The organism is Oscillibacter sp. 1-3 (genome assembly GCF_000403435.2).
Lineage (GTDB): Bacteria > Bacillota > Clostridia > Oscillospirales > Oscillospiraceae > Oscillibacter.
This window is the reverse complement of record NZ_KE159707.1, coordinates 615,676-640,859: the sequence shown is the minus strand read 5'-3', so window position 1 is coordinate 640,859 and position 25,184 is coordinate 615,676. Positions and strand designations below refer to the sequence as shown.

The following is a 25,184-nucleotide window of genomic DNA, read 5'->3' as shown; positions in this document are numbered from 1 at the left end:
CATGGAAGAGATCGTCAAAAAAAGGAAAACGCCCGCGCTGCCGGATAGAATCTGGATCAAATATGGAAATTGGGAATTTCATACCGGTGAACACAAGGAGATTAGGGACCTGTCGGAAAATGATGTAACAGGTATTGTGGAAAAAGTGCGGAGCGGCCTTTGTTCCAGCCTGTATCTGACTCCTGATGAGGATGGAGAGATGGAAGAGGGCTTTTTCCAGCTGGAGAGCGCCGGCGGCGATGGGCTGATCTTTCTGCAGATCAGCAAAGAGGAGGAACGGACGGCCTGGGCCTGCTTCGACCCGGACTATCTGGATTCTGACGGAGAGGCCCCCATTGAGCCCAGCGACGGGCAGTCCGTCATCCCCATGAAATGCACGATGCGGGATTGGGAGCTGGCCGCCAAATGCGTGGAGTGGTACGTGCGCACCGGCGAGCCCTACCCCGGCATGGACTGGCTGAAATTGAGCTGGTAGCAAGAGAGTGAAGATTTTTAGAGAGAGGGGTGGTGAGCAAAAGCTCCCCGCTCTTCTCCAGGGAGGAATGAAATGTCTAAGAAACCCCAATACGACCCCGAGGAGATCCGCTATCCGGAACAGAAGATTGTGGAGTCCCCCCTGGTGCCGGAGATGAAGAAGTCCTATATTGAGTACGCCATGTCCGTCATCAAGGGCCGGGCGCTGCCGGACGTGCGGGACGGCCTCAAGCCCGTCCACCGGCGCATCCTCTACGCCATGTACGAGGACAACCTGACCAGCGACAAGCCCTTTAAGAAATCCGCCACCTGCGTGGGCGACGTGCTGGGACGGTACCACCCCCACGGCGACGCCAGCGTCTATGACGCCCTGGTCCGTCTGGCCCAGGATTTCTCCATGCGCTACATGCTGGTGGACGGCCACGGCAACTTCGGCTCCGTGGATGGCGATCCCCCGGCCGCCTACCGGTACACCGAGGCCCGCCTTGCCAGGATCTCCGACGAGATGCTGCGGGACATCGAAAAGGAGACGGTGGACTGGGACCCCAACTTTGACGAGAGCCGTCAGGAGCCCCAGGTGCTGCCCTCCCGCTTCCCCAATCTGCTGGTCAACGGCTCCAGCGGCATCGCCGTGGGCATGGCCACCAACATCCCCCCCCACAACCTGCGGGAGGTTATCGGCGCGTGTCTGTGCGTGCTGGACAACCCCGAGGCCACCCTGGCGGACCTGATGGAGCACGTGAAGGGGCCGGACTTCCCCACCAGGGGCATCATCATGGGCCGGTCCGGCATCCGGGCGGCCTACGCCACCGGCCGGGGCCGTCTCATGGTCCGGGCGCGGCACGATTTCGAGGAGTTCGGCAAGGACCGCACCCGCATCATCATCACCGAGATCCCCTACCAGGTGAACAAGCGGATGCTGATTAAGAATATGGCGGACCAGGTGGAGGACAAGCGCCTGGAGGGCATTTCCGACATCCGGGACGAGTCCGACCGCAACGGCATGCGCATTGTCATCGAGCTGAAGCGGGACGCCAATCCCCAGGTAGTGCTGAACCGCCTGTTCAGCCAGACCCAACTCCAGACCACCTTTGCCATCAATATGCTGGCCCTGGTGCAGGTGAACGGCCAGCCCCAGCCCAAGATCCTTTCCCTGCGGCACATCATTGACGAGTATCTGAACTTCCAGGAAGAGGTCATCGTCCGGCGGACGAAATTCGACCTGCGCAAGGCCCAGGAGCGGGCCCACCTGCTGGAGGGATTGCTGATTGCCCAGGATCACATTGACGAAGTGGTCAAGATCATCCGCACCAGCTACGACAACGCCAAGGAAAACCTGATGAACCGATTCGGACTGGACGACATTCAGGCCCAGGCCATTTGCGACATGCGCCTCATCGCCCTCCAGGGCCTGAACCGGGAGAAGCTGGAGAACGAGTACAAGGAGCTGGAGGAGCGGATCGCCTATTTCAACCGCATCCTCTCCGACAACAGCCTGGTCCGCCAGATCCTCAAGGAGGAGCTCACCGCCATCGCCGACAAGTACGGCGACGGCCGGGTGACGGAGATTCAGGACGTGGAGGACGAGATCGACATCGAGGACCTGATCGAGGAGGAGGAGTGCGTCTTCACCCTGACCCAGGCGGGTTACATCAAGCGCACCCCCGTCAGCGAGTACACCGCCCAGTCCAAGGGCGGCATGGGGAAAAAGGGCATCACCACCCGGGAGGAGGACGTGGTGGAGGATGTGTTCACCGCCTCCACCCACGACTATATCCTCTTCTTTACGGACAGCGGCAAGGTCTACCGCAAGAAGGGCTACCAGATTCCCGAGTCCGGCAAGACCGCCAAGGGGACCAACATCGTCAACATTCTCCAGGTGGAGCAGGGCGAGCGGGTTCAGACCATGATCCACACCCGCTCCATCGAGGACGACGGGCGGTTCCTCTTCATGGTCACCCGGAACGGCACCGTGAAGCGCCTGCCGGCCAATACCCTGAAAAACCTGCGCAATAACGGCCTGCGGGCCCTGCGGATGGACGAGGGAGACCGGCTGATTACCGTCCGGGAGACCGACGGGGAGCAGAAGATCCTGATTGCCACCCACGACGGCCTTGCGGTCTGCTTCGACGAGACCGACGTGCGGCCCATGGGCCGGGAGGCCATGGGCGTGCGGGGCATCCGCCTGCGGGAGGGGGACTACGTGGTAGGCGCCGCCCGGGCCAAGCCGGGGCATGAGGTCCTCTCCATCACCGAGCGGGGCTACGGCAAGCGCACGCCGGTGGAGGAGTACCGGATCACCAACCGGGGCGGCGTCGGCATTAAGAACTATATGATTACCGACAAGACCGGGGCGGTGGTTGGAATCAAGGTGGTGGACGGCAGCGAGGACCTGCTGCTGATGACCCAGACCGGTATTCTGATCCGCACCCATGTGGAGAGCATCCGCCTGGCGGGGCGGGCCACACAGGGAGTGATTGTCATGCGGTTTAAGGAAGAGGGAGACCGGGTGATCTCCATGGCCCTGACGGAGCGGGAGGAGAGCGGCGAGACCGTCCAGACGGAGGAGAGCATGGAGTAACCGCGGACGGTTCCAGGCCGGCAGGTCTGTGGAAAATATTCGAAAAAGAGGACGTGGAGAAATCCACGTCCTCATTCTTTGAACTCAAAGAGCTTGTATAGGGGGATGTTCAGGGCCTCCGCAATGTCGATCAATGTATCCAAACTGCATGAGCTTACACCTGTTTCAATTCGTTGAATATAATTGCGGCTGATTCCATCCTCACCACAGGCGTCAGCAAGCTGTTCCTGCGTCAAACGCTGTTCTTTTCGATAATACAGAATGTTTAATCCAATTTTAATCCACTCTTTGTAATGACGGATATTCACAGAATCACCCCTGCGAATATTCTAAACAGGCGGAACAGAAAAGTTAGCAAACGGAAAAAGTGTAAATACAAACAAATAGTGTTTATTTAAGAATAGAACATGCTATAATACCACTTGTGGGGTGGTGTTGTGCGTTTGCTGAAAATTTTTCTTGCCCTGGTTCTGGTGATAAAGTTATTGCCTTTTTGCCTCATTTACAGTATCATGCTAATACGTTACCCGAGGCGGTACCTGTTGGCAGGAGAGAGGGCGGCCGATACGATTCTCTCCTTTGAGAGACGCCTCTTTGAGAAAATGCGGAAGATATGGAGGCGGAAGAAAATGAAAACAGTTACCATTTACACCGACGGGGCCTGCTCCGGCAACCCCGGACCCGGCGGCTGGGGCGCCATATTGATGTACGGCGCCCATAAACGGGAGCTCTCCGGCGGCGAACCGGATACCACCAACAACCGCATGGAGCTGACCGCCGTCATCCAGGCCCTCTCCCTGCTGAAAGAGCCCTGCGTCGTGGACCTATGGTCCGATTCCAAGTACGTCATCGACGGGCTGGAAAAGGGCTGGGCCCGGGGCTGGCAGAGACGGGGCTGGGTGAAGTCCGACAAAAAGCCCGCGCTGAACCCGGACCTCTGGGGCCGCCTGCTGGAGCTGGAGGAGATCCACACCCTGCGCTACCACTGGGTCAAGGGCCACGCGGAGAACGAGTATAATAACCGCTGCGACCAGCTGGCCGTGGCGGAGAGTCAGAAGTACAAGTGATGCCGAAAAAAGGATAACATTTACAATTCGTTCATAAGAATAACACAATTTTGTCATGTTTCTGGGGTATCTTAAGAATCAAGCAAAGGGTTTTCCCAGCCCGATGCGTTTTCTCCCTCCTAAACACACACAGCAAAAAGGACCGCCTTCCGGCGGTCTTTTTTGTATCAATATTCGTATGCACGCCAGGACTTGTTTGATAAATGGCAAAATGCTCAACTTTTCCAGATGATGCAGCACCATTTGAAAATATCTTTTGTAAAATGGCGGCAGAAGGTGTAAAATACATCCGATCAATCATACAGGAATCTCTGAGCAAATCCATACGTGTTTTTTAGGCCATAAAGATTACTGACCATGTTTGAAAAATGTCAAAACGGACAAACGACGGAGCTTTTTCCGCCGCTCCGCATCTTGCCATTTATCAAACAGGGCCCAATCCGAGATTCTTACGTTCAACAGGAGGTTTTGCAGATGAAGGATGGATTTATTGCCGCTGCCTGCGGCGCGCCGAAGCTGCGGCTGGCGGACTGCGACTATAACGCGGAGCAGACGTTCACCATGATGCGCGCGGCGGAAAAGGCCAGCGTCAAGGTGCTGGTGCTGCCGGAGCTGGGCCTGACCGGCTATACCTGCGGGGACCTTTTTTACCAGGAGACCCTGCTGCGGGGAGCGGAACAGGCCCTCTCCACCGTGCTGGAGGCCACCCGGAACCTGGAAGTGGTGACGGCGGCGGGTCTGCCTCTGCGGGTGAATGACAAACTGTATAACTGTGCGGCTATTATACAAAAAGGACAGATTCTGGGCGTCGTCCCCAAGACCTATCTTCCAAATTATGGGGAATTCTACGAAAAACGCTGGTTTGCCCCGGCTCCGGCGGAGGTGGAATTCATCGATCTCTGCGGACAGAAGTCTGTTCCCTTTGCCGCCGGGCAGGTATTTGAATGCGGGAACATTCCGGGCCTGACGCTGGGCTTTGAGATCTGCGAGGACCTGTGGTCTCCGGAGTCCCCCTCGATTTTGATGGCTCGGAACGGAGCCGCTATCATCGGCAACCTCTCAGCCAGCAACGATGTCGTAGGCAAGGACGCCTACCGGCGGCAGCTGGTTTCCATGCAGAGCGCAAAGCTCATGTGCGGATACCTCTACTCCAGCGCCGGGGCGGGGGAGTCCACCTCCGACCTGGTGTTCGGCGCACACCAGCTGATTGCCGAGAATGGAACGATGCTGGCGGAGCGCCGCTTTGACGGCGGGCTTTTGATTTCCGAAATCGACATCCGGCGCTGTGCCTATGAGCGCCGCCGGACCCAGGCCCTGAGGGAGGCGGATGCCAAGAGAAGAAATTTCAGTTCCTTCTCCCTGACGGAGTCCGGTACAAAGCTGACCCGCTACATCTCCCCCATGCCCTTTGTACCCGAGGGGAAGGAAGAGCGGGACGCCCGATGCCGGGAGATTTTGCTGATCGCCTCTCTGGGATTGAAGCAGCGGCTGGAGCATACCGGAGCAAAGACTGCCGTGGTGGGCCTTTCCGGCGGGCTGGACTCCACCTTGGCGGTGCTGATTACCGGTCTTGCCATGAACATGCTGGACCGGCCCATGACGGACATCATCGCCGTGACCATGCCCTGTTTCGGCACCACGGAACGTACCCGGAACAACGCGCTTATCCTGGCGGAGAAGCTGGGGACGGCGCTGAAAACCGTGGACATCGCCGCCAGCGTCCGCAGTCACTTCCGGGACATCGGCCAGGACCCGGAGAACCACGACGTCACCTATGAAAACGCCCAGGCCCGGGAGCGGACCCAGGTGCTGATGGACATCGCCAACCAGACCGGCGGCCTTGTCATCGGAACCGGGGACCTCAGCGAGCTGGCCCTGGGCTGGTGTACCTACAATGGCGACCACATGAGCATGTACGCCGTCAACGCCTCCATTCCCAAGACGCTGGTGCGGCATCTGGTGGCCCACCTGGCCCGGGACAACGCCGGCAAGGACGAGGCGCTCCACGACGTGCTGGAGGATATTCTGGATACGCCCGTCTCCCCGGAGCTGCTGCCCGCCGTCCAGGGGCAGATCAGCCAGCGGACGGAGGATCTGGTGGGGCCCTACGAGCTCCATGACTTTTTCCTGTATTATATGCTCCGCTGGGGGTTCTCCCCCGGCAAGATCTACCGTCTGGCGCTGTATGCTTTGGAGAATAAGTACAGCCGGGATGTGATTTTGAAATGGATGAAGGCGTTTTACCGCCGGTTCTTCTCCCAGCAGTTCAAGCGGAGCTGTCTGCCAGACGGCCCCAAGGTGGGGTCTGTGGCGCTCTCCCCCCGGGGAGACTGGCGGATGCCCAGTGATGCCAATTGGGCGCTGTGGCAGGCGGAGCTGGAGGGATTGGGGTAATAACCGCCCCCGCCCGAAGGGCGGTCTCTCCCGTCCCCGCCCCGTGGCCGGATTCCCCCGTCCCGCCCCCGTGGGGCGGATTCCAAAGGAATCAATTCCCCCCATTTCCAGGATGGGAAATACGAACCAGCCTTCGGTGCATCACCGACATAACCAACGTCAGCGCGGCCAGATAGAAGGGAAACAGCGCCGCGCTGAGATGATTGGCAATCAGCCCGAAGAGAAAGGGCATCAGGCAGGTGCCCACATAGGCGCTTGCCATCTGCACGCCGATGACCGCCTGGGAGCGCTCCGCCCCAAAGTGCTCGGGTGTGGAGTGGATCAGGCAGGGATAGACCGGGGCGCATCCAAGACCTGCCAGCAGCAGCGCCGTCAGGGCGGAGCCTGTTCCAAGAGGCAGCAGCAGCACCGCCAGACCCGCCGCCAGAATGGCCAGTCCCAAGCGGACCATCTGCGTGTCGCTGAGCCGCAGGGTCAAAAAGCCGCTGGCCCCCCTCCCTGCGGTGACGCCCAGAAAAAACAGGCTGGCAAAGCCCGCCGCCGCCTCGGAGGACAGACCCAGGTGCAGCACCAGGTAGCTGCTGGCCCACAGGCCGATGGTCTGCTCAATGGCGCAGTAGCAGAAAAAGGCGGCCATGACCTCCGGTGCGCCCGGGAGGCGGAGAACCTGTCCCAGGGAGAGGGGGCGGTCCGGCGCGCCGCTCTCCGTCCTGCTGTCGGGCTCCGTCCGCTTCTTCCAGAGGGGCAGGCTCAGAACCAGTACGGCAGTGAGAGCGGCCTGAAGCAGGGCGACGGCCCGGTAGCCCATATGCCAGCCGCAGCCTCCGGTGAGCGCCATACCCATGATATAGGGCCCGATGGAGGCGCCGATCCCCCACATGCAATGGAGCCAGCTCATGTGGCGGCTGGCGTAGTGCAGGGCCACGTAGTTATTCAGGGAGGCGTCCACACTGCCGGCCCCCAGGCCGTAGGGCACGGCCCACAGGCACAGCGCCCAGAAGGAGCCGCTGAGGGAAAAACCCAGCAGAGCGGCAGCAGTGACGGCCACACTGACGGCTGTCACCCGCCCGGTGCCCAGCCGCCGGGTGAGCCGGTCGCTCTGGAGGCTGGAGACAACGGTTCCCAGGGCGATAATCATGGAGATGATGCCCGCGTAGGACACGGGCACGCCAAAGGTGCCGTACATGGAGGGCCACGCCGACCCCAGCAGGGCGTCCGGCAGGCCCAGGCTGATGAAAGAGAGATAGATCACTGCCAATAAGAAATGTATCATCAACGATTCCTCCTTGTTTGCTGGAGGGATTATAACACGCGCCACAGCCGGTTGAATAGGATAAAAACGCCAAATTGACAGGGATGTTCCGCCGGAAAATCCAACAGTTCAGGCAATTGACCTGTGAAAATCCGCCGGAGAGCAGAGAAACGCGCCGCCGGTTCCCAGCTGGGACCGGCGGCGCCGCGCCTTATTTCAAAAGTGCGGAGAGGGCCTTTGCCATCTCCAGCCCCTGGGCCCGGGTGGGGGTCTTGGTAAAGTCCGCCTGCTCCGGGAGAAGACCCAGGTCCCAGGCCCGGGTCACCGCATCCCGATGACCGCCCTCCGCCAGGGCGGCGGGCAGGGGGCCCCGGCGGTCTGCCGCCGGATTGGGGACCTTGTCCTCCCCCGCGGCCCGGGTGAGGAACACCGCCGCCTCCTGCCAGGTGATGGAGCGGGCGGCGGAGAAGGTTCCGTCCGCCGCGCCGTTGGCGATCCCGGCTCCCTTGGCCCAGGTCAAAGCGGGCAGAAACCACTCAATGCCGAAGCTGTCCTGGAAGGGCGGCAGTTCCCCGTCTACAGCGGGACTGCCCGCGGCCTCGTACAGCTGCCCAATGAAGCGGCCCCGGGTCAGCGGCGCGTCCGGATACGCCTTCTGCGCCAGCTTCTCCCGGTGGGCCAGCAGCCACTCTACGGCGGTGTCCCGCCCGTTCAGTGTGTCCGCCAGGGTCTGGGGGAGGGACACATCCGGCTCCAGAGCCGTCACGCCCCGGCCCGCTCCGGCGTCCAGCAGGGTGTTCAGGTCGATATACTTGGAGGACAGCTGTCCCCGAGCGCCGCAGTTGGGAAGAGAGAAGCCCTGCACCGCCCCGAAGTGGCTGACGCTGCCGCCGGCGCTCTCCCCCGCCAGCACGCCGCCCATCTCCTGAATCTCCACGGCGTTGATGAGGGCGGAGGAGAAAGTGGCGGGGCCGATAAGGCCCACCAGCTCGCAGCCCCGGTCCATGGAGGACCGGAGGACCTCCAGCAGGGGCCAGACGACGCCGTCGGAGCCGCCGCCGTTGTTCCGCAGGTCCAGCAGGACCCGGTCATAGCTTCCGGCGTCCAGGTCCGCCTGGACCAGGGCGGCAAAGTCCTCCATGGACAGGTCCTCCGCCTCCTGGCAGGTATTGTACTGGATGTAGTAGGTATTTTGGTTCAGAGGCTTTGCGAAGTAGTAGGCGTCCGCCGCCGCAGTGGCGGGGGCTTTGGTGATCCGATCCGAGAGATAAGCAAGCTCCGCCTCCTGCAGAGCGGCGTAGGAAACCGGCTCCAGCGCCAGCTTTCTCCCGCCCTCCAGGGTCAGCGTCAGGGCCTCTCCGGCCTTTGCCAGACCCAGGTACTCGTAGATGTCGGCGATCTGGCAGTCCTGCCGGAACCGCCGGGCCAGCATCACCGGATTGTCGGCGGGAAGCAGCGGGGCGAAGGCCTCCAAAACCTTCTCCATGGATAGGCCGTTGATGGCGGCGACCCGCTTCCCCAGGCTGGACTGCTCCGCCGCCGGAAGCGTGGAGAGATACCAGCCGCCGTCCCGCAGAATCAGGGAGAAGGGATAGCACCGGAACTCCGCCGCGCCGCCTACGGAGATCATGGTGTGGGAGTCCCCCACCAGGGCCGTCAGGCGTATGAGATCCAGGAGAAACTCCACGTCGCTCTCTGTCTCCAGCCGGGACTCAATGTCCTGCTTCAGCGTCAGAAATTCCGATTCCGGCGTGTTGGCAAAGACGTCCGGGTGGTTTTCCACCAGCACGGTCTGGTAGAGAAACTCCAGATCCTCCCGGCGCTGTTCTGCCTTCGTCTTCTCCGTCTCCGCCGCCAGGACGGCGGTGCACAGCAGCGCCGCCGCCAGAAATGACGCGGCTCCCCGCCGCAAAAACTGTTTGACCGCTTTCATGATACGCTTCGCTCCTTTTGTGTTATAGGACTAATACAATGGTACAATAGCACAAATAAAACCCGCTGTCAAGAAAGAAAAGGACACGAAAGCGGCCAGCCGGGCATTTTATCATCCCCGATTTTGGTTTTGCGGCTACAGCTCTGTAGGGGCGGGGCTCTGTCCCCGCCCGTTTTTTCGGAACCGCCCAATTTCTTAAAACCGCCTATTTTCTTGGAGCTGACCGATTTCCCAAAGTGACCGTTTTCCCAAAACGCCGGGTTTCTCGAAAGTGCCTATTTTCCGGCGGACGGGCCGGGACAGAGCCCGGCCCCTACATAAAATCTGCGAAAAGAACAATCCCGACGCCGGCGGAGATCCCCGGAGCCGCCTCTCTACCGTTTCAGCGGCATGGTAAAGACAAACCGGGTCTCGCCCCTGCCGCTCTCGACCCGCAGGGCGCCCTTGTGCTCCCGGGCGATGGTGTCGGCAATGCTGAGCCCTAGGCCGAAGCCGCTCTGCTCTCCCCGGGAGGCGTCCGCCCGGTAGAACCGCTCAAAGAGGCGCGGCAGCTGCTCTGCCGGGATCTCCCCGGGGTTTGAGACAGTCAGCGCCGCCTGCCGCTCCCGCCGCTCCAGGGTCAGGGAAACCGCGCCGCCGGGGACTCCGTATTTGATGGCGTTGTCCAGCAGAATGGAGACCAGCCGCCGCAGCTTCTCCCCGTCTCCCAGTACAGAGACGGCCTCCGTCAGACGGTACTCCAGGCGCTTTCCCGCCTCAAAGGCCACCGGCTCAAAGGCCAGGGCGCAGTCCTCCGCCGCCTCGGAGAGGGACACGTCCCCCAGGACGGCGGAGGCGGTCATGCTGTCCGCCCGGGCCAGAGTCAGCATCTCCTCCACCAGCTGCCTCATCCGCCGGGCCTCGGAGCGGATGTTGTCCGCCCAGCGGGCGGGGCGGTCCTCCAGGGGGGAGGCATCCAGCATCTCCGCGTTGGAGAGGATGACGGTGAGAGGCGTTTTCAGCTCGTGAGAGGCGTCGGAGAGAAACTGGCGCTGCTGGCGCCAGGCCCGCTCCACCGGGCGGGTGGCCCACCAGGACAGTAGCACTGCCGCGGCCAGCAGCAGCAAAAGGGCGGCGGCGCCGATGAAGAGATAGCTGCCCATCATCTCCCGGAGCATGGCCTGCTCCATGGACATGTCCACAAAGGCCAGCTTCTCATAGAGGCCGTTGCTTCTGCGCAGGTAGCGCAGATGGTAGTCCTGGACGACGCCCTCCTGCAGGTTCTGGCTCAGGCAGTCGGTGAGAATGGCGGCCAGCTCCTCCGTGTTCTCCAGATCGGTGTAAGTGCCGCCGGTGACGTAGGCGGTGGAGCCCCAGACGTTCACGGTGAAGTAAGGCAGGTAGACCAGCCGGTCCCGGTCCAGGGAGATGGCGATCTCCGGGCGGCGGGGATCGTCCTGCTGGATCACCCGGTGGAGCAGCTGGCGGCTCAGGTCCTCGATATTGCGCTGCATGGCAAAATACACGGAGAGGAAGACCACCGCCAGAATGGCGGTGACCAGAAGCATGCAGATGGCCACAAATTTCAGCCGCAGTTTTCGGATCAAGGCGCCGTCTCCCCTTTCTCAAAAGATTGCAGAAGGGCGGGGATTGTCCCCCGCCCTCAGCTTGTGGAAAAATGAACAGACAGAACCAAAGAGGGCGCGGAGAATGCGGGGGAAACGCAAGGGGGGCGGGATCTATTCCCCGCCCTCCAGACAGTATCCCACCATGCGGATGGTCCGGATCTTCACCTGAGAGCGGAGGTGGTTCAGCTTCTTCCGCAGAAAGGAGATGTAGACCTCCACATTGTTGTCCTCCGCGTCGGATTCGTAGCCCCAGATCTTCAAGAGCAGGCTCTCCTTGGTCAGGATCTGCCGCCGGTTCAGCATCAGCAGCTCCATGATGTCAAACTCCTTGCGGCTGAGGCGGACGGACCTTTCGTCGCAGGACAGGGTGAAGGAGCTCTTCTCCAGCCGGAGATCCCCGAAGGCCAGGGCGTCTCCGCCCCGGAGCTCCGGCTGCCGCCGGGCCAGGGCCCGGACGCAGGCCAGCAGCTCCTTGGGCTCGAAGGGCTTGGTGAGATAGTAGTCCGCGCCGCCGTCCAGCCCCGCCACCCGGTCCGAGAGCTCCGAGCGGGCGGTGAGCATCAGCACCGGCACGGCGCTGCGGGACTCCCGCAGGCGGCGCAGCACCGTGAGACCGTCCATCCGGGGCAGCATCACGTCCAGCAGCACCACGTCGTAGATGCCGCTGAGGGCGTTGTCCAGCCCGGACTCCCCGTCGTGGCACACATCGACGGCGGAGCCGTCCATCTCCAGCAGATCCCGGAGGGTATCGGCCAGGCGGGCCTCGTCTTCTACCACCAGTACGCGCATGGGAGAATCCTCCTTACAGTCAGGTGATGTCCAGCCCGTTGGCCGCCACCCGCATCAGCGGGTCCAGGACGGCGGTGGGCAGGGAGTAGATTGTGGAGCTGTCACCCAGGCATACATACCGGCCGGAGCCGTCCAGCACCGGGGCGCCAATGGTCAGGGACAGGGTTTCGTCCGTACCGGTGCTCGTGGTGTAGTTGACGGTGAGGGCGGCGGGAGGCGTGTCAAAGCCGCAGATGGACAGGGCCTCGTCAGAGGGGTCGTAGTCCACGCACTTGGTGAAAACCAGGGCCCGGATGTCCTCCAGCAGGGCCCGGACCGTCTCGTTGGCGGTGACGTTCTCGCTGCCCTGGAGCCAGGTGACGGGGCCGTCCTCGCCGTCCCTCTTGGCGGTGGTGAGGATGGTGAGCAGGGCGGGGGTGCCGTCCTCATTCTCCGGGCCACGGATCAGAATGGAGCGGATGGAGAACTCCTCCAGCAGCGGCAGGAGGGGCAAGTCGCACATATCGTAGATGGGCACGCTCATCTGGGTGAACAGCGTGTCCGCGATGATGTACACCGTGGAGGGGTCGTTCTGCTCCATCACATAGCGGCTGGCGCCGTCGGTGGTGGTCTTACCGAAGGACAGCGCCCGGACGGAGCCGTCCGCCCCGGTGAGGGTCAGAGAGCCGGCGGGCTCGTCCAGGCCGTAGGCGCTCAATTCCTCCTCTGCGGCCAGGGTCTGCTGGGGCCGCCAGTTGATCAGCAGCGCCAGAATGGAGTTGATGGTCTCCTGCCGCAGGGGGAACTTGGGGTCGTTCTCCCAGGCCCAGTTCCCGTCCTCCTCCACGATGAAGGACAGCGTGGAGCTGCCATTGCTGTAAATCAGGGCGGAGTAGCCCTCCACGGTCATGGAGGCCGCCGCCGCGGGTTCGCCGTCCTCCGGCGTCTCTTCGCGGTTTTCCCGGTACCGAATGCCCAGGACGATCAGCACCGCCGCCAGCAGGGTCAGCAAAACGGTGGTGAGAATCGTAACGGTCCGCCTCTGTCTCCAATCCATTTCCATATAGAGAGATTCCTCCTGTTATTCTTTGCGGAATGCGCGGCGGATAGGACGCCGGCGCAGGATGCCGCATACGCTTTGAGTGTTCAGGCAAATATCAAAGATATTTTATCATTATACCATATTGTGCGCCTTCCAACAAGACAATTTGCGAAGTTGGAGGGATATGATGCCGCTCATCATGAAAAAACAGGGTTTCTGTGGTACAAATTTACAGATTTGCGGACGATTGTGAATTGAATCTTGTGGAAATTCATGGTACAATCATTCTTACTTGTCCCGCTTGTGAATTTGTTGGATGAAGGAGAAACGCTATGAACCGATTTGGCATCAACGTGGAACTGAAAAATACCCCTGTCCTGGACCCGGACTTTATCCCTCTCATGCGCTTCAACCGCGCCTTCCTGGCGGGGGCGAAAAAGCCGGTGGGCATCGCCGTGGAGCGGGCCGGCGGCCAGATGGCCTCCTGCCGCACGTTCATTCACGGCACCCCCGAGATGGCGGAGGCGGACCACTACTACATCGAGCGGATCGTGAAGACCATCCTCTGGATGAAGGGCGGCTTCAAGGTCTACGTCAGCGGAGACGAGGGGGTGTGCAAATACCTCCAGTCCGTCTACTGTGCCGGAGGCAGGCAGGAGTTTGACTGGGATTACATGGCCAGCGTCTTCGAGCACCCCTTCGAGGTGGTGCTGGTGGACGAGATCCCGGAGGCCAAGGACGCCCCCAAGTCCATGGGCGGCCACCTCAAGGGCTGCCGCATCGGCTTTGACGCCGGCGGGTCCGACCGGAAGGTGTCCGCCGTCATCGACGGCGAGACCGTCTACTCCGAGGAGGTGGTCTGGTTCCCCAAGATCAACGCCGACCCGGACTACCACTACGACGGCATCGTATCCGCCCTGAAATCCGCCGCGGAGCACATGCCCCGGGTGGACGCCGTGGGGGTCTCCTCCGCCGGCGTGTTCATCGACAACCGCACCATGAACGCCTCCCTCTTTTTGAAGGTCCCCAAGGACCTCTACGACAAGAAGGTGAAGGACATCTATATCCGGGCCATCACCGACACCTTCGGCGACGTGCCCTACTCCGTCATCAACGACGGCGACGTGTCCGCCCTGGCGGGGGCCATGAGCCTGAACGACAACAGCGTGCTGGGCATCGCCATGGGCACCAGCGAGGCCGTGGGCTACGTGGACGAGGAGGGCCGGATCACCGGCTGGCTCAACGAGCTGGCCTTCGTCCCCGTGGACGCCCAGCCCGAGGCCATGCGGGACGAGTGGAGCGGCGACATCGGCTGCGGCGTGAAGTACTTCTCCCAGGACGGCGTCATCAAGCTGGCCCCCCGGGCGGGAATCGAGCTGGACGAGGGGGCCTCCCCCGCCGAGAAGCTGAAGGCCGTTCAGGCGCTGATGGCCGGGGACGATCCCCGGGCCGCCAAGGTCTACGAGTCCATCGGCGTGTACCTGGGCCACACCCTGGCGTATTACTACGAGCTCTACGGCTGCCGCCATGTGTTGCTGCTGGGCCGGGTCATGAGCGGCAAGGGCGGAGACCTGATTCTGGACACCGCCAAAAGGGTGCTGGCGGACGAGTATCCGGAGCTGACAGGGAAGATCGTCCCGGAGCTGCCGGACGAGAAGTTCCGCCGGGTGGGCCAGTCCATGGCCGCCGCCAGCCTGCCGGAGATCAAATAGGCGATTTGCTGAAATGAAGGAAAACGCTGATGGTCAGTCCATCAGCGTTTTCCAGTTCTTATCGCGGTATGCGGCAAAGCACATCTCCACCTGCTCCCGGGTGTTCTTCTCCTCCGCCAGGGGCGGCAGGTCCTCCAGGGCGAAATACCCGCTCTCCGTGGTCTCGATATTGGGGGTGAAATGCCCGCCGATCAGGGAGCAGAGGACGAAGATCTTGCAGACCTTCCAGGCGTAGATGGGGCGGTTATGCTTATCCCGGTCCTGCACGGCGATGACGGTGTCCGCCGTCACCTCCAACCCCGCCTCCTCCCGTACCTCCTTGACCGCGTTTTCCTTGACGGAGACATTCACGTCCACCCAGCCCCCGGGCAGGGACCATCTGCCGGTGTTCTCCCGCACCAGCAGAATTTTCCCGTCCTGGAAAATGGCGGCCCGCGTGTCCAGCTTGGGCGTCTGGTAGCCCGTCTCGCAGCAGAAAAGGTCCCGGGCCTTCTCCAGGGGGATGTCCGCCTGGAGGCTTATCATCTCCGCGGCAATGGCGCGGATGCGCTCGTACCGCTCCCGTCCGTAGGGGTCCGTTCCGAAGTGCAGGCCTGCCTGGGCCATGGCCTGGAGTTCTACCGCCCAGTCGAGCCAGGGATTTGTCCGGTCCATGGTGTCTCTCCTCTCAAGCCTCCGGCGGGGGCGTTTTGATATTTTTCAAACAAGGTCTGGAGCAGTTCCCGGACCACTAGCGTTTCTCAGTATTTGGGGGAACTGCTCTAGGCTGCCGGCTCCATCAGGGACAGCGTCACCTCGATGATCTCCCCGTCCCGCCACAGCGTCATGGGCAGCTCGTCGCCCAAGTGGTGCTGGCGGCGGACGCGCAGCAGGTCCTGGCTGGAGTTGATGACCCTGCCGCCGGCGGTGAGGACATAGTCCCCCTTCTGCACCCCCGCCTTGTCCGCGGGGGAGTTTCTGGTCACGGACTGCACCTCAATGCCCCAGACATCCGGCGCCAGCTGTTCCGCCACCTGGATGACGGTGACGCCCAGCACCGGCTCCGGCTGGAGGCTTCCGTAGGTGAGAAGGTCGTTGACGATGCGCTCCATGTAGGCCGTGGGGATGGCAAAGCCCAGCCCCTCGATGTTGGAGTAGCGGGAGGTCATTTTGATGGTATTGATGCCCACCACCTGGCCGTACTCGTTGATAAGAGGGCCGCCGGAGTTGCCGGAGTTCAGCGCCGCGTTGGTCTGGAGCAGCGTCATGGTGCGGCCCTCCACCTCCACGTCCCGGTCGATGGCGGAGACGATGCCGTCGGTAAGCGTTCCCCGCAGCTCCACACCCAGGGGGTTTCCAATGGCGTACACCTTGTCTCCCACCGTGAGGAGGTCGGAATCACCGAAGACGGCGGCGGGCAGATCCTGCCCCTCCACCTTCAATACCGCAAGATCGCTGTCCACGTCCCCGGCTACGTACTTTGCCTCATATCCCCGTCCGCTGTCCAGGGCGACGGTGCACTCCTGTCCGCCCTCCACCACATGGTAGTTGGTGATGAGGTAGCCGTCCTGGGTGAAGAGCACGCCGGTGCCCACAGAGGCGGAGCCGTCCCCCAGGTCCGCCAGGACCACCACCACCGCCGGATTCACCTGGCGGTAGACCTCCTGGGCGGTGAGGGAGGCGCCGTGCTCCCGCTCCAGCGGCAGAGAGACGCCCTCTTCCGCAGAACAGGCGGGAATGGAGATCTCCCGGGGGCCAGCGTCGTCTCCGGGCTCCCGGAAATCGTAGTCAAAGGGGTCCAACCGGGTATGCCGGGGAGCGGACCAGTCCCAGAGGACCGCCGTCACCGCCAGGGCCGCCGCCAGGGCAAAGCAGCCCAGAAAGACCCAGAGCCCCTTTTTGGAGCGCCGCCGGGCCGCCGCCTCCCGGGGCGGGTCCTGCCGTGCCGCCCGCCTGGGCGCACCCGGCAGGGGGCGGCTGTATGTCTCCACCACCTCCCCCGGCGGGGGCTGGCGGTAGCTTTCCACCACCTCATCGGGGAGGCGGGTCAGATCCTGTTCTTCCATGGGACCTCATTCCGCGGCCAGGGAGAAGGAGAAGGCGGTGACGCCGTCCTCGCTGGTCACATTGATTTTTTCCTTGTGCTGTTCCAAAATGGTCTTGACGATATAGAGCCCCAGGCCCACGCCGTCCTTGTCCAGGCTGCGGGACTTGTCGCTCTTGTGGAACCGCTCGAACAGCAGCGGCAGCTCCTCCGCGGGGATGGTGCTGCCCTCGTTTCGCACCGTCACCCGGGCCTTGCCGTCCAGCAAGGTCACCCCCAGGTACAGCGTGGACCCGGCGGTGGCGAATTTGGCGGCGTTTTCCAGCAGGTTGTAGATGACCTGGGTAATCATGTCGTTGTCCCCCAGGACCAGGATGGGCTCCTCGGGGATGTCCGCCTCCACGTCCAGCTGCCGGTCCGTGATCTTTCGCTCCATGGAGACCAGCACCCGGCGCATGCTCTCGCATATGTCGAAGTGCCCCCCGCCGCGCAGGGGGTCCATCACCTGCAGCTGGCTCACGTCCAGCATCCGCCGCACCATGCGGCTGAGGCGGCGGCTCTCGTCGGAGATGATCTGGAGGTACTGCCGCTCGCTCTCCGGCGGGATGGTTCCGTCCAGAATGCCGTCGGTATAGCCGGCGATGGTGGTCATGGGGGTTTTCAGCTCGTGGGAGATGTTGGCGATAAACTCCTGCCGCTGGCGTTCCGTCTGCTGGAGGGACTCGGCCATGTTGTTGAAGGAGGCGGCCAGCTCGCCGATCTCGTCCACCTGGCCGTAGTCGTTCACCCGGATGTCGAAATCCCCGGCGGCATACTGCCGCGTGGCCTGGACCATCTCCCGGATGGGCTGGATCTGCCGCATAGCGGTGACGGAGGAGGCCATGAAGGTCACCATCAGAACCACGAAGGCGGTCATGAAGAAGAGTCCGATGAAGCCCTGCCACATGGCGTTCAGCGAGGCGTTGGTGGACACGGCGAAGGCCATGCCCGACGGGGACTGCCCGTCGCTGGACAGGGCGGGCACGCCCAGGATGAACCGCTTGCCGGCGTACAGCCCGCCCAGGTCGTCCCGCCGGGCGCAGACGCCATCCTCCAGCACCTTCTGAACCATCTCCTCCGGCATGGTGACCACCCGGCCCTCCAGGGTCTTGTCGGTGGAGAGGAGCACGTGGCCCCCGGTGTCGCAGATCAAAAACTCCACGTCGGAGACGTTGGCGGCCACCATTGCCAGCTGGCGGAAGTCCTCCCGGTCGTAGGCGGGATCGTTTTCCAGGTATCCTACCGCCAGGCGGGCCACCATCTGCACCCGGTCCCGCAGCTCGTCCCGCTCCTGGCTTCTGGCGTAGTTGTAGCTCAGAGAGAAAAAGGACGCGCCCAGCAGGAACAGCGTCAGCAGCACCATGCTGACCATGGCCAGCAGCTGCCGCCAGTAAAGGCCCTGAAAGCGCCTCCGGAAGCCCTTCACGGCTTTTCCGGCTGCCTGCCGCCGGTGACCTCGAATTTATAGCCCACGCCCCACACCGTTTTCAGCGCCCACTGGTCGGAGACGTTCTCCACCTTCTCCCGCAGGCGCTTGATGTGGACGTCTACGGTGCGGCTGTCGCCGAAGTAGTCAAAGCCCCACACCTCGTCCAGCAGCTGGTTGCGGGTGTAGACCCGGTTGGGAGTAGAGGCCAGGTGGTAGAGAAGCTCCAGTTCCTTGGGGGGCGTGTCGATCTTCTTCCCGTCCACAATCAGCTCGTAGGAGTCCAGATCCACCACCAGCCTGTCAAAGGTCAGGCGCTTGCTGGTGTCGTTGGGGATCTCCGTCCGCCGCAGCACGGCGTTGATCCGGGCGATGAGCTCCTTCATCTCGAAGGGCTTGACGATGTAGTCGTCCGCGCCCATCTCCAGGCCCTGAATGCGGTCGAAGACCTCGCTCTTGGCGGTGAGCATGATGATGGGCACCTTGCTGGTCTCCCGGACCTTGGCGGTGACGGCCCAGCCGTCCATCACCGGCAGCATGATGTCCAGCAGGATCAGGTCCGGGACCTCCCGCTGAAATTCCTCCACGGCCCGCCCGCCGTCTCCGGCAATGCGCACGTCAAAGCCCTCCTTCACCAGGTACATGTGGATCAGGTCGGAGATGTTGCGGTCGTCCTCCACTACCAGGATATTGCGTCCCATGGCGCTCCCTCCAATTTTAGCAAGATCTGATTTTTATTATACCGGTTTCTGTCCCGGGATGTTGAATTTTCTGTTAAAAAGCTGGAGCCGGTTTGAAAACTGGCGGAATGGCGGATTGAGGCGGATTTCAAATCAACGCAGTGCTGACGGAAGAAGACGGCTTAAGACGGCGTTTTGACGGGTTTCAAACAGACTTTAGAGTCAGGGGAGGGTCTCCGTCAGGGCAAGACAGCGGTCCTCCGCCTCGCCGGCAGCGGAGAGAAAGGCCCGCAGCCCCGCGGCGCCGGCGGCGTTTCCCAGCCAGATGCGCACGCCCCCCCGCTGGGCGGAGACCTGGCGGAGGAGATGTTCGGCCTGGGCGCTGTCCCGCAGGCCGCTGTCGGACCGGTCCAGCTCCGCCTCCAGGCAGGAAAAGCCCGCCTCCCGGGCCTCCCGGCGGTGCCGCTCGTCCCCGTTTTGAATTTTGGCCAGACGGGTCTTTCCCATGGTGGCCCGGGCCAGGAGGGCGTTGCCGGCCTCCAGCTGTTCCGCCACTGTCCGCTCCGGGTCCGCGGCGTCCGCCAGCAGGCCCACAGCATGGCCCGTGGCAATCATGCGCCGGAGGAGGTCCCCCTGGCTCTCCAGAAATTCGGGGGTGCAGAAGAAGGCCGCCTGGGCGCCGCAGGCGTCCAGCGCGTCCAGCTGGGCCGCCGCGCCCTCCCCTGCCGCCAGGCAGAGGTACACGCTCTTTCCGTCCCCGCTGGGCAGCTGGACGCCGCCGGGGGGATTTTCCACGCCAACTTCCTCCGGCTGACGCTCCCGCAGGTACTGCTCATACCGCATGGAGATCTGGCTGAAGGCGGCGTTGATAAAGTGCTTCTCCGACAGGCCGAAGTTGGGCTGGCGGAGCCAGACCAGCGCACCGTAGCTGGCCCCTCCGGCAGTGCTGACGGTCAGCGGCGTGACGGAGTACTCCAGATGAAAAAACTCCGCCACCACCGACGCGGGGACAAAGACCTCCCCGCCCTGACGGATGGCGCCCCGGAAGGAGACGTTGCCGTCGGTGTCCCGGACGAAATTGCCGTTGATGTCAAACATCAGCGAGCGGGTGCCCGCGTAGAGAATGCACAGATTGGGATTGGAGACGCTGCTGGGGAGATAGGCCACGCCCAGGGATTTGTTCACCTGCCCGGTGAAGATGGAGCTGGCCACGTACAGGTATCCGTCGGACCAGAAGGGCATGGTGGCGTCGTCCAGGGGGAGAATGTCGTTTCCCGCCGCGGTGATGTAGATACTGCCCGCGGCCTCCGCAGCCTCCGCGGCCGCGGGGGCCAGGGCCAGACAAAGCGCCAGACAAAGCGCCAGCGCCGCCGCTCTCTTCTTCATGCCCCCGCCTCCCCTCAGGTCCCGGATGAAACACGGCTGTCTGCCCGCCAGACACAAAGATGCGGGGCAGAATATCCGCTCTGCGGGCATTATATCACGGATTCCCCGGATTTGTAAAGTCCGCCGCCCGGTAAGGCTCCACGGTGACGCCGGTGTAGTAGTGGGTCAGGATCTCCTCGTACCCCGCCCCCGCCTCCGCCATGGCGTTGGCGCCGTACTGGCTCATGCCCACGCCGTGGCCGTAGCCGGTGACAAAAAACACCACTCCTCCCTCCTGAACCTCCCAGGTGAAGCAGGCGGAGCGCAGGCCCAGGGCCGCGCGCAGGGCGCTGCCCTTCGCCGTGACGCCTCCCACGCAGACGGTGGAGACGCTGCCGGCGCTGTCCGCCTGGGCGTCCGTCAGCCAGTCCGCCATGCCGCGGCTGAGGTCCGCCTCCGGGAAGGCGGCCAGGAGCTTTTGCCGCAGCTCCTCCCTGGAGAACTCTACGCGGCTGTAGTAGTTGGGGACGCTCTCCGCCGCCTCCGGGGAGGAGACCGCCTGGAGATAGGGCAGGTCGTTGAACCACACGTCTCCGGACGCCCGGGTCAGGCCCGCCGAGGAGGAGTGGAACACCGCCAGAATCGGCACGCCGCCGTAGAGAATCACCTGACCGTCTGTGGCCGTCACCGCCTCCTCGATCTTTCCCTCGTAGGCGTCGGCGGCCTCCCCCCAGTTGGCCCTGGCCCGCTCCTCGCCGATGTAGGCCTGACAGCAGGCGGAGTCCGTGCAGATGTCGGCGGCATCGCCGTGGTTTCCGCCGGTTTGGAGCTTGTACAGCGTGTACGTCCGGGCCGCCGCAGCCTGGGCCTTCAGAGCCTCCAGATGGAAGGAGGCGGGCATCTCCGCCCGCACCACGCCCAGAAGATACTCCCCCAGATCCATCTCCAGCACCGTGTCCCCGTCCAGCACCCGCAGGGCGGTCTCCCCGTCCAGACGGCCGCTGACAAAGGGCTGACCTTCTGTCTCGTCCACCGGGGTTTCCCGTCCGAAAAGGGCCGTGCGGAAGGGCACGACCACCAGCAGCGGCAGTAAAAACAGCGCCGCCAGCAGCGCCGCCGACACGGCCACGCTCTGCCGGACATGATTGTTCCTTCTCATTTTGGGGTTCCTCCTTTGCTTGGGGCCCTGGGGCCTGTCCTCTTGATACTCTATGCGAGAGAGAGCAGATTATAGTCAAGGATTCCGCATAAAAAATGATTCGCGCCCCGGCATGGACAAATAGCCGCAACCGTGATATACTTCCAGGTGACTTTTTTATCCGAAAGGATTCTGTGTGATGAAAAAACAACTCCTGCTCCCCCTGGCCTCCGCGGCGGGGGGCGCCGCCGCCCTGGTGCTGCGGCTGCTGCAAAACAAGACCGGCTTTGAGGCCGCCACCGGTCTGCCCGTCCCCGGAAACGCCCCGGGAACGGCCCTGACGGCGCTTCTGGCGGTTCTGGCCGCGGCGCTGTACCTCCTGGCCCGGCTGCTGCCCGCGGAGACCGAGGACGGCCCCTTCTTTCCGGAGGATTTCCGCACCGTGAACGCCGCTCTTGTGGCCCTGCCCGTCGTGGGCATTTTCCTCATGGCCGTCTCCGGTGCGCTGGACATTGCCGCCGGCGCGGCGCTGATGAACTCGCTGGAGGCTGTGGGCGGTCCGGACGGCCCCTCTGTGATCTGGTCCACCTGGGGCGCGTCCTCCGGGCTTACATTTACCCCTAAGGCCCGGATACTGGCGGGGGCGCTGGCGCTGATTGCCGCCGTGAGCCTCTTCCCCCCCGCCGCCTGCTGCCGCCGCCGGCCCGGCGTCCGGCCCAGAACCGCCAGCCCCGTCCTGCTGCTGGTCTCCCCGGTGTGCATGGTGTCCCGGCTGGTGCTGGCCTACCGGGTGGACTCCGTAAATCCCGCCCTGCAGGCCTACTATGTGGAGATCCTGGCCCTGACGTTTATGACCCTGGCCTTTTACCGCCTGTCCTCCTTTGCCTACCACGCCGCAAAGCCCCGCCGCTTCGCCCTGTACGCCGGGGCGGCCGTGGTCCTGTGCCTGGCGGCCCTGGCGGACGGGGAGAGTCTGTCCGCCCTGCTGCTGTACGCCGGCGGCGCGGCGGTTCTGCTGGGCTTTTTGCTGCTGTGGCTGACGGAGGGACAGTCCGTGTCGGAGATCGTGGAGAGCGGCGGCCTCTGAGCGCGGCGGGCGGCTCTCCGGCTATTGTAGCACATTCACCGCTTTCGTCAATGACCGGGGGATGAAGCCGGGACGCGGGGCGGCCCTGCGGAGGAGATATTTACAGAATGTTCAAAAAAATTCAGGATTCTCTTCATATTTCCGGGGTAAGATGAATCCATCCTCCAAGGAGGACAACTCCCTCTCATTTCTTTTTTCTCTCCAAACACGGCGGCGCGGACCCGGTCAGCGGGCGCGCCGCCGTGTTTGTTGTCCCGGCAGGCTGAAAAGATGGGCAAAACGCCAGCCTTTTCCGGCGTTTCCTGGAAGACGCTCTTGCAAAAGGGTGGAAGATTCTATATAATGTCGCTGTACACTAGATCGGGGCGGAGCCGCCGCCCGGGGAACATGGAGGAATGAGCTATGCGAGGAGTTCACAGCGCGGTAGACGACATTCGCCGCACCGTATTCAAGGAGGTCGCCCGGCTGGCCTTTGAGGGCAGCGATCCCCGGCAGGCCGACCAGATTCCCTTCAAGATGATCCAGGGCGACGTGGCCCACCACCGCCACGATGTGTTTCTGGAGCGGGCTATCGTGGAGGAGCGTGTCCGCCTGGCCATGGGATTGAACATGCGCTACGCCGGAGATGCCACGCCCATCAGCGAGGACATCCAGTGGGCCGAGAAGTTCCAGGAGCACTACCAGAACCCCCTGGTGAACATCATCCCCTACGCCTGCAACGCCTGCCCGCCCAAGCAGATTCGCATCACGGACAGCTGCCAGGGCTGCATCTCCCACCCTTGCATGAACGTGTGCCCCAAGGACGCCATCTATCTGGACAAGGACAAGCACTGCCACATCGACCAGGACAAGTGCATCAAGTGCGGCAAGTGCTACAACCAGTGCCCCTACCGGGCCATCAGCCGCATCGACCGCCCCTGCGCCGCCGCCTGCGGCATGGACGCCATCGAGTCCGACGAGCTGGGCCGGGCGAAGATCAACTATGACAAGTGCGTCTCCTGCGGCATGTGCCTGGTAAACTGCCCCTTCGGCGCCATCGCCGACAAGAGCCAGATCTACCAGCTGGGCCAGGCCCTGCGCCGGGGCGAGAAGGTCATCGCCTGCGTGGCCCCGGCCTTTGTGGGCCAGTTCGGCAAGGATGCCACCCCCGCCAAGGTCAACGCCGCCATGAAGGTGCTGGGCTTCTACGACGTGGTGGAGGTGGCCATCGGTGCGGACCTGTGCACCGTGCAGGAGGCCCGGGACTTCCTGGAGGAGGTGCCGGCAAAGCAGCCCTGGATGGGCACCAGCTGCTGCCCGGCCTGGAGCGTGATGGCCAAGAAGCTGTATCCGGAGTTCGCGGACTATATCTCCATGGCCCTGACGCCCATGGTCATCACCGCCCGCATGGTGAAAAAGGACCATCCGGACGTGAAGATCGCCTTCATCGGGCCCTGCTCGGCCAAGAAGCTGGAGGCCAACCGGCGCACCGTTCGCTCCGACGTGGACTTTGTGCTGACCTTTGAGGAGCTCCAGGGCATTTTCGATGCGGCAAGCATCGACTTCGCCGCCCTCAAGGCCAACCCCGAGGACGATATGGACGAGGGCACTGGCATGGGCCGGGGCTTTGCCGTGGGCGGCGGCGTGGCCGCCGCCGTGGTGGAGGCCGTCAAGCACATCGACCCGGACCGGGAGATCAAGATCGAGTACGGCGACGGCCTGAAAAACTGCCGCAAGATGCTGGCCATGGCCAAGGCCGGCAAGCGGGACGGCTATCTGCTGGAGGGCATGGGCTGTCCCGGCGGGTGCGTTGCCGGCGCGGGCACCATCCGCCCCGTCAAGGAGAGCACCCTGAGCGTCTCCCAGTTCAAGGAGGCCGCCCCGGAGCGGAGCTGCACCGCGAGTCCCTACCTGGACCGGCTGGAGGAAGTGGAGGAGTAATTGCCCCGGCAAGAGAGGGTTTTGGTTCCGGCGGGGCCGCTTTGCGGCTCTGCCGGAGCATAAAATGGAAAAGCCGTCAATTTTCATCTTGCTTTTTCCACAAAGAGCTGTTATAATAAATCCCGTTGACGCGGCTGTAGTTCATCGGTAGAACGGCAGCTTCCCAAGCTGCATAGGTGGGTTCGACTCCCATCAGCCGCTCCAAAAAAGGGAGACACGCTATGCGTGTCTCCCTTTTTTGGAGCTCGCCCATTTTGCCTCTGGCAAAATGGGCCGCCTGCGGGCGGGCTGACTGAAATCCCGCAGGGGGAACCCGGAAAGGTTCCCCCCCCCCCCGCGGACACCCCCGTTCCTTCGAGGTGCTTCGGACACTTCCCCCCTTCGGAGTGATTTCGGGTACCTTTCTTTAGGGGGGTGTTTGGGGGCGCGGGGATGGGTCAGGAGAAGGTTTTTTGGATGGTATCGAGGTCGCGGCTGGTTTCTACCCAGTTTTCTGTGTAGCCGCAGTCACAGCAGACATACCGGATCACGGGGATCTTGCCGAGGAGTGTGGCCCGGGTGGTGTAGATGTTGTTCCCGCTGGCGTGGCGGCGGGGATCGTCCGGTATCCGGATCATCTTCCGGGAGCCGCATTTGGGGCAGGGATTTCCGTTTTTCATCTCTTCTCCTTTTCCCG

At 62.8% G+C, this 25,184-nt stretch carries 21 protein-coding genes and 1 tRNA gene; 8 read left to right on the top strand and 14 right to left on the bottom strand.

Annotated elements, in window-relative coordinates:
* The first annotated feature begins 1 nt into the window (after nucleotide 1).
* Nucleotides 2-475 carry a hypothetical protein gene (locus C816_RS09575; RefSeq protein WP_016322194.1) on the top strand — a complete coding sequence of 158 codons (474 nt, stop codon included), beginning with the start codon at nucleotides 2-4 and terminating at the stop codon, nucleotides 473-475.
* A gap of 72 nt (nucleotides 476-547) precedes the next feature.
* Nucleotides 548-3,055: a DNA gyrase subunit A gene (gene gyrA / locus C816_RS09570; protein ID WP_016322193.1), complete on the top strand. Its 2,508-nt coding sequence runs from the start codon at nucleotides 548-550 to the stop codon at nucleotides 3,053-3,055.
* A 71-nt stretch (nucleotides 3,056-3,126) separates the two neighbouring features.
* Here gyrA and C816_RS09565 read toward each other — a convergent pair whose 3' ends face one another.
* Nucleotides 3,127-3,363 (bottom strand): helix-turn-helix domain-containing protein, encoded by a 237-nt coding sequence (locus C816_RS09565; protein ID WP_040655154.1) that lies wholly within the window; start codon nucleotides 3,361-3,363, stop codon nucleotides 3,127-3,129.
* Between the two features lie 321 nt (nucleotides 3,364-3,684).
* On the opposite strand from C816_RS09565, the gene rnhA reads away from it, so the two are divergent.
* Nucleotides 3,685-4,122, top strand: a complete 438-nt coding sequence (gene rnhA / locus C816_RS09560; protein WP_016322192.1) for a ribonuclease HI — start codon at nucleotides 3,685-3,687, stop codon at nucleotides 4,120-4,122.
* A gap of 31 nt (nucleotides 4,123-4,153) precedes the next feature.
* Here the strand turns inward: rnhA and C816_RS23630 are convergent, their stop codons facing one another.
* Nucleotides 4,154-4,423 carry a hypothetical protein gene (locus C816_RS23630; RefSeq protein ID WP_155978963.1) on the bottom strand — a complete coding sequence of 90 codons (270 nt, stop codon included), beginning with the start codon at nucleotides 4,421-4,423 and terminating at the stop codon, nucleotides 4,154-4,156.
* Nucleotides 4,424-4,596: 173 nt separating this feature from the next.
* On the opposite strand from C816_RS23630, the gene C816_RS09555 reads away from it, so the two are divergent.
* Nucleotides 4,597-6,516, top strand: a complete 1,920-nt coding sequence (locus C816_RS09555) for an NAD(+) synthase (RefSeq protein ID WP_016322191.1) — start codon at nucleotides 4,597-4,599, stop codon at nucleotides 6,514-6,516.
* 91 nt (nucleotides 6,517-6,607) lie between these two features.
* Here the strand turns inward: C816_RS09555 and C816_RS09550 are convergent, their stop codons facing one another.
* From C816_RS09550 to C816_RS09530, 5 genes are all read right to left on the bottom strand, one after another.
* A complete protein-coding gene (locus C816_RS09550) occupies nucleotides 6,608-7,789 on the bottom strand; it encodes an MFS transporter (protein WP_016322190.1) in 1,182 nt (393 codons plus the stop codon).
* A 190-nt stretch (nucleotides 7,790-7,979) separates the two neighbouring features.
* Nucleotides 7,980-9,701, bottom strand: coding sequence for an S-layer homology domain-containing protein (locus C816_RS09545; RefSeq protein ID WP_016322189.1), 1,722 nt, complete (start codon nucleotides 9,699-9,701; stop codon nucleotides 7,980-7,982).
* Between the two features lie 374 nt (nucleotides 9,702-10,075).
* Entirely contained in the window at nucleotides 10,076-11,287 is a 1,212-nt protein-coding gene (locus C816_RS09540; protein WP_016322188.1) for a sensor histidine kinase, read from the bottom strand.
* Nucleotides 11,288-11,419: 132 nt separating this feature from the next.
* The gene (locus C816_RS09535; RefSeq protein WP_016322187.1) at nucleotides 11,420-12,097 is read right to left on the bottom strand and encodes a response regulator transcription factor; all 678 of its coding nucleotides are present in this window, start codon (nucleotides 12,095-12,097) and stop codon (nucleotides 11,420-11,422) included.
* Between the two features lie 19 nt (nucleotides 12,098-12,116).
* Nucleotides 12,117-13,139, bottom strand: coding sequence for a DUF4340 domain-containing protein (locus tag C816_RS09530; protein WP_016322186.1), 1,023 nt, complete (start codon nucleotides 13,137-13,139; stop codon nucleotides 12,117-12,119).
* A 311-nt stretch (nucleotides 13,140-13,450) separates the two neighbouring features.
* On the opposite strand from C816_RS09530, the gene C816_RS09525 reads away from it, so the two are divergent.
* Nucleotides 13,451-14,830: an ROK family protein gene (locus tag C816_RS09525; protein WP_016322185.1), complete on the top strand. Its 1,380-nt coding sequence runs from the start codon at nucleotides 13,451-13,453 to the stop codon at nucleotides 14,828-14,830.
* A 33-nt stretch (nucleotides 14,831-14,863) separates the two neighbouring features.
* Here the strand turns inward: C816_RS09525 and C816_RS09520 are convergent, their stop codons facing one another.
* From C816_RS09520 to spoIID, 6 genes are all read right to left on the bottom strand, one after another.
* Nucleotides 14,864-15,484 carry an NUDIX hydrolase N-terminal domain-containing protein gene (locus C816_RS09520; RefSeq protein WP_016322184.1) on the bottom strand — a complete coding sequence of 207 codons (621 nt, stop codon included), beginning with the start codon at nucleotides 15,482-15,484 and terminating at the stop codon, nucleotides 14,864-14,866.
* 107 nt (nucleotides 15,485-15,591) lie between these two features.
* Entirely contained in the window at nucleotides 15,592-16,875 is a 1,284-nt protein-coding gene (locus tag C816_RS21770; protein ID WP_016322183.1) for a S1C family serine protease, read from the bottom strand.
* Nucleotides 16,876-16,881: 6 nt separating this feature from the next.
* Nucleotides 16,882-18,318, bottom strand: a complete 1,437-nt coding sequence (locus tag C816_RS09510; RefSeq protein WP_016322182.1) for a sensor histidine kinase — start codon at nucleotides 18,316-18,318, stop codon at nucleotides 16,882-16,884.
* On the bottom strand, nucleotides 18,315-19,019 hold the full coding sequence (locus C816_RS09505; protein WP_016322181.1) for a response regulator transcription factor: 705 nt from the start codon (nucleotides 19,017-19,019) through the stop codon (nucleotides 18,315-18,317). Before C816_RS09505 ends, C816_RS09510 begins: the two co-directional genes overlap by 4 nt.
* 201 nt (nucleotides 19,020-19,220) lie before the next feature.
* Nucleotides 19,221-20,384, bottom strand: coding sequence for a polysaccharide deacetylase family protein (locus tag C816_RS09500; RefSeq protein WP_016322180.1), 1,164 nt, complete (start codon nucleotides 20,382-20,384; stop codon nucleotides 19,221-19,223).
* 94 nt (nucleotides 20,385-20,478) lie between these two features.
* Complete coding sequence (spoIID, locus tag C816_RS09495) at nucleotides 20,479-21,522, bottom strand: stage II sporulation protein D (protein WP_016322179.1); 1,044 nt, start codon at nucleotides 21,520-21,522, stop codon at nucleotides 20,479-20,481.
* 178 nt (nucleotides 21,523-21,700) lie between these two features.
* Here spoIID and C816_RS09490 point away from each other — a divergent pair, with 178 nt between their 5' ends.
* From C816_RS09490 to C816_RS09480, 3 genes are all read left to right on the top strand, one after another.
* Nucleotides 21,701-22,588, top strand: coding sequence for a hypothetical protein (locus tag C816_RS09490; protein ID WP_016322178.1), 888 nt, complete (start codon nucleotides 21,701-21,703; stop codon nucleotides 22,586-22,588).
* Between the two features lie 402 nt (nucleotides 22,589-22,990).
* Nucleotides 22,991-24,508, top strand: a complete 1,518-nt coding sequence (locus tag C816_RS09485) for a 4Fe-4S dicluster domain-containing protein (protein WP_016322177.1) — start codon at nucleotides 22,991-22,993, stop codon at nucleotides 24,506-24,508.
* A gap of 130 nt (nucleotides 24,509-24,638) precedes the next feature.
* A tRNA-Gly gene (locus tag C816_RS09480) sits at nucleotides 24,639-24,712 on the top strand.
* 233 nt (nucleotides 24,713-24,945) lie between these two features.
* Here the strand turns inward: C816_RS09480 and C816_RS09475 are convergent.
* The gene (locus C816_RS09475) at nucleotides 24,946-25,167 is read right to left on the bottom strand and encodes a hypothetical protein (protein ID WP_016322176.1); all 222 of its coding nucleotides are present in this window, start codon (nucleotides 25,165-25,167) and stop codon (nucleotides 24,946-24,948) included.
* Between the last annotated feature and the right edge of the window lie 17 nt (nucleotides 25,168-25,184).

Coding starts and splice junctions, on each gene's coding strand:
- C816_RS09575 (WP_016322194.1), top strand. CDS start 2: ATGGAAGAGATCGTCAAAAAAAGGAAAACGCCCGCGCTGCCGGATAGA.
- gyrA (WP_016322193.1), top strand. CDS start 548: ATGTCTAAGAAACCCCAATACGACCCCGAGGAGATCCGCTATCCGGAA.
- rnhA (WP_016322192.1), top strand. CDS start 3,685: ATGAAAACAGTTACCATTTACACCGACGGGGCCTGCTCCGGCAACCCC.
- C816_RS23630 (WP_155978963.1), bottom strand. CDS start 4,423: ATGATTGATCGGATGTATTTTACACCTTCTGCCGCCATTTTACAAAAG.
- C816_RS09555 (WP_016322191.1), top strand. CDS start 4,597: ATGAAGGATGGATTTATTGCCGCTGCCTGCGGCGCGCCGAAGCTGCGG.
- C816_RS09550 (WP_016322190.1), bottom strand. CDS start 7,789: ATGATACATTTCTTATTGGCAGTGATCTATCTCTCTTTCATCAGCCTG.
- C816_RS09545 (WP_016322189.1), bottom strand. CDS start 9,701: ATGAAAGCGGTCAAACAGTTTTTGCGGCGGGGAGCCGCGTCATTTCTG.
- C816_RS09535 (WP_016322187.1), bottom strand. CDS start 12,097: ATGCGCGTACTGGTGGTAGAAGACGAGGCCCGCCTGGCCGATACCCTC.
- C816_RS09530 (WP_016322186.1), bottom strand. CDS start 13,139: ATGGAAATGGATTGGAGACAGAGGCGGACCGTTACGATTCTCACCACC.
- C816_RS09525 (WP_016322185.1), top strand. CDS start 13,451: ATGAACCGATTTGGCATCAACGTGGAACTGAAAAATACCCCTGTCCTG.
- C816_RS09520 (WP_016322184.1), bottom strand. CDS start 15,484: ATGGACCGGACAAATCCCTGGCTCGACTGGGCGGTAGAACTCCAGGCC.
- C816_RS21770 (WP_016322183.1), bottom strand. CDS start 16,875: ATGGAAGAACAGGATCTGACCCGCCTCCCCGATGAGGTGGTGGAAAGC.
- C816_RS09505 (WP_016322181.1), bottom strand. CDS start 19,019: ATGGGACGCAATATCCTGGTAGTGGAGGACGACCGCAACATCTCCGAC.
- C816_RS09500 (WP_016322180.1), bottom strand. CDS start 20,384: ATGAAGAAGAGAGCGGCGGCGCTGGCGCTTTGTCTGGCGCTTTGTCTG.
- spoIID (WP_016322179.1), bottom strand. CDS start 21,522: ATGAGAAGGAACAATCATGTCCGGCAGAGCGTGGCCGTGTCGGCGGCG.
- C816_RS09490 (WP_016322178.1), top strand. CDS start 21,701: ATGAAAAAACAACTCCTGCTCCCCCTGGCCTCCGCGGCGGGGGGCGCC.
- C816_RS09485 (WP_016322177.1), top strand. CDS start 22,991: ATGCGAGGAGTTCACAGCGCGGTAGACGACATTCGCCGCACCGTATTC.
- C816_RS09475 (WP_016322176.1), bottom strand. CDS start 25,167: ATGAAAAACGGAAATCCCTGCCCCAAATGCGGCTCCCGGAAGATGATC.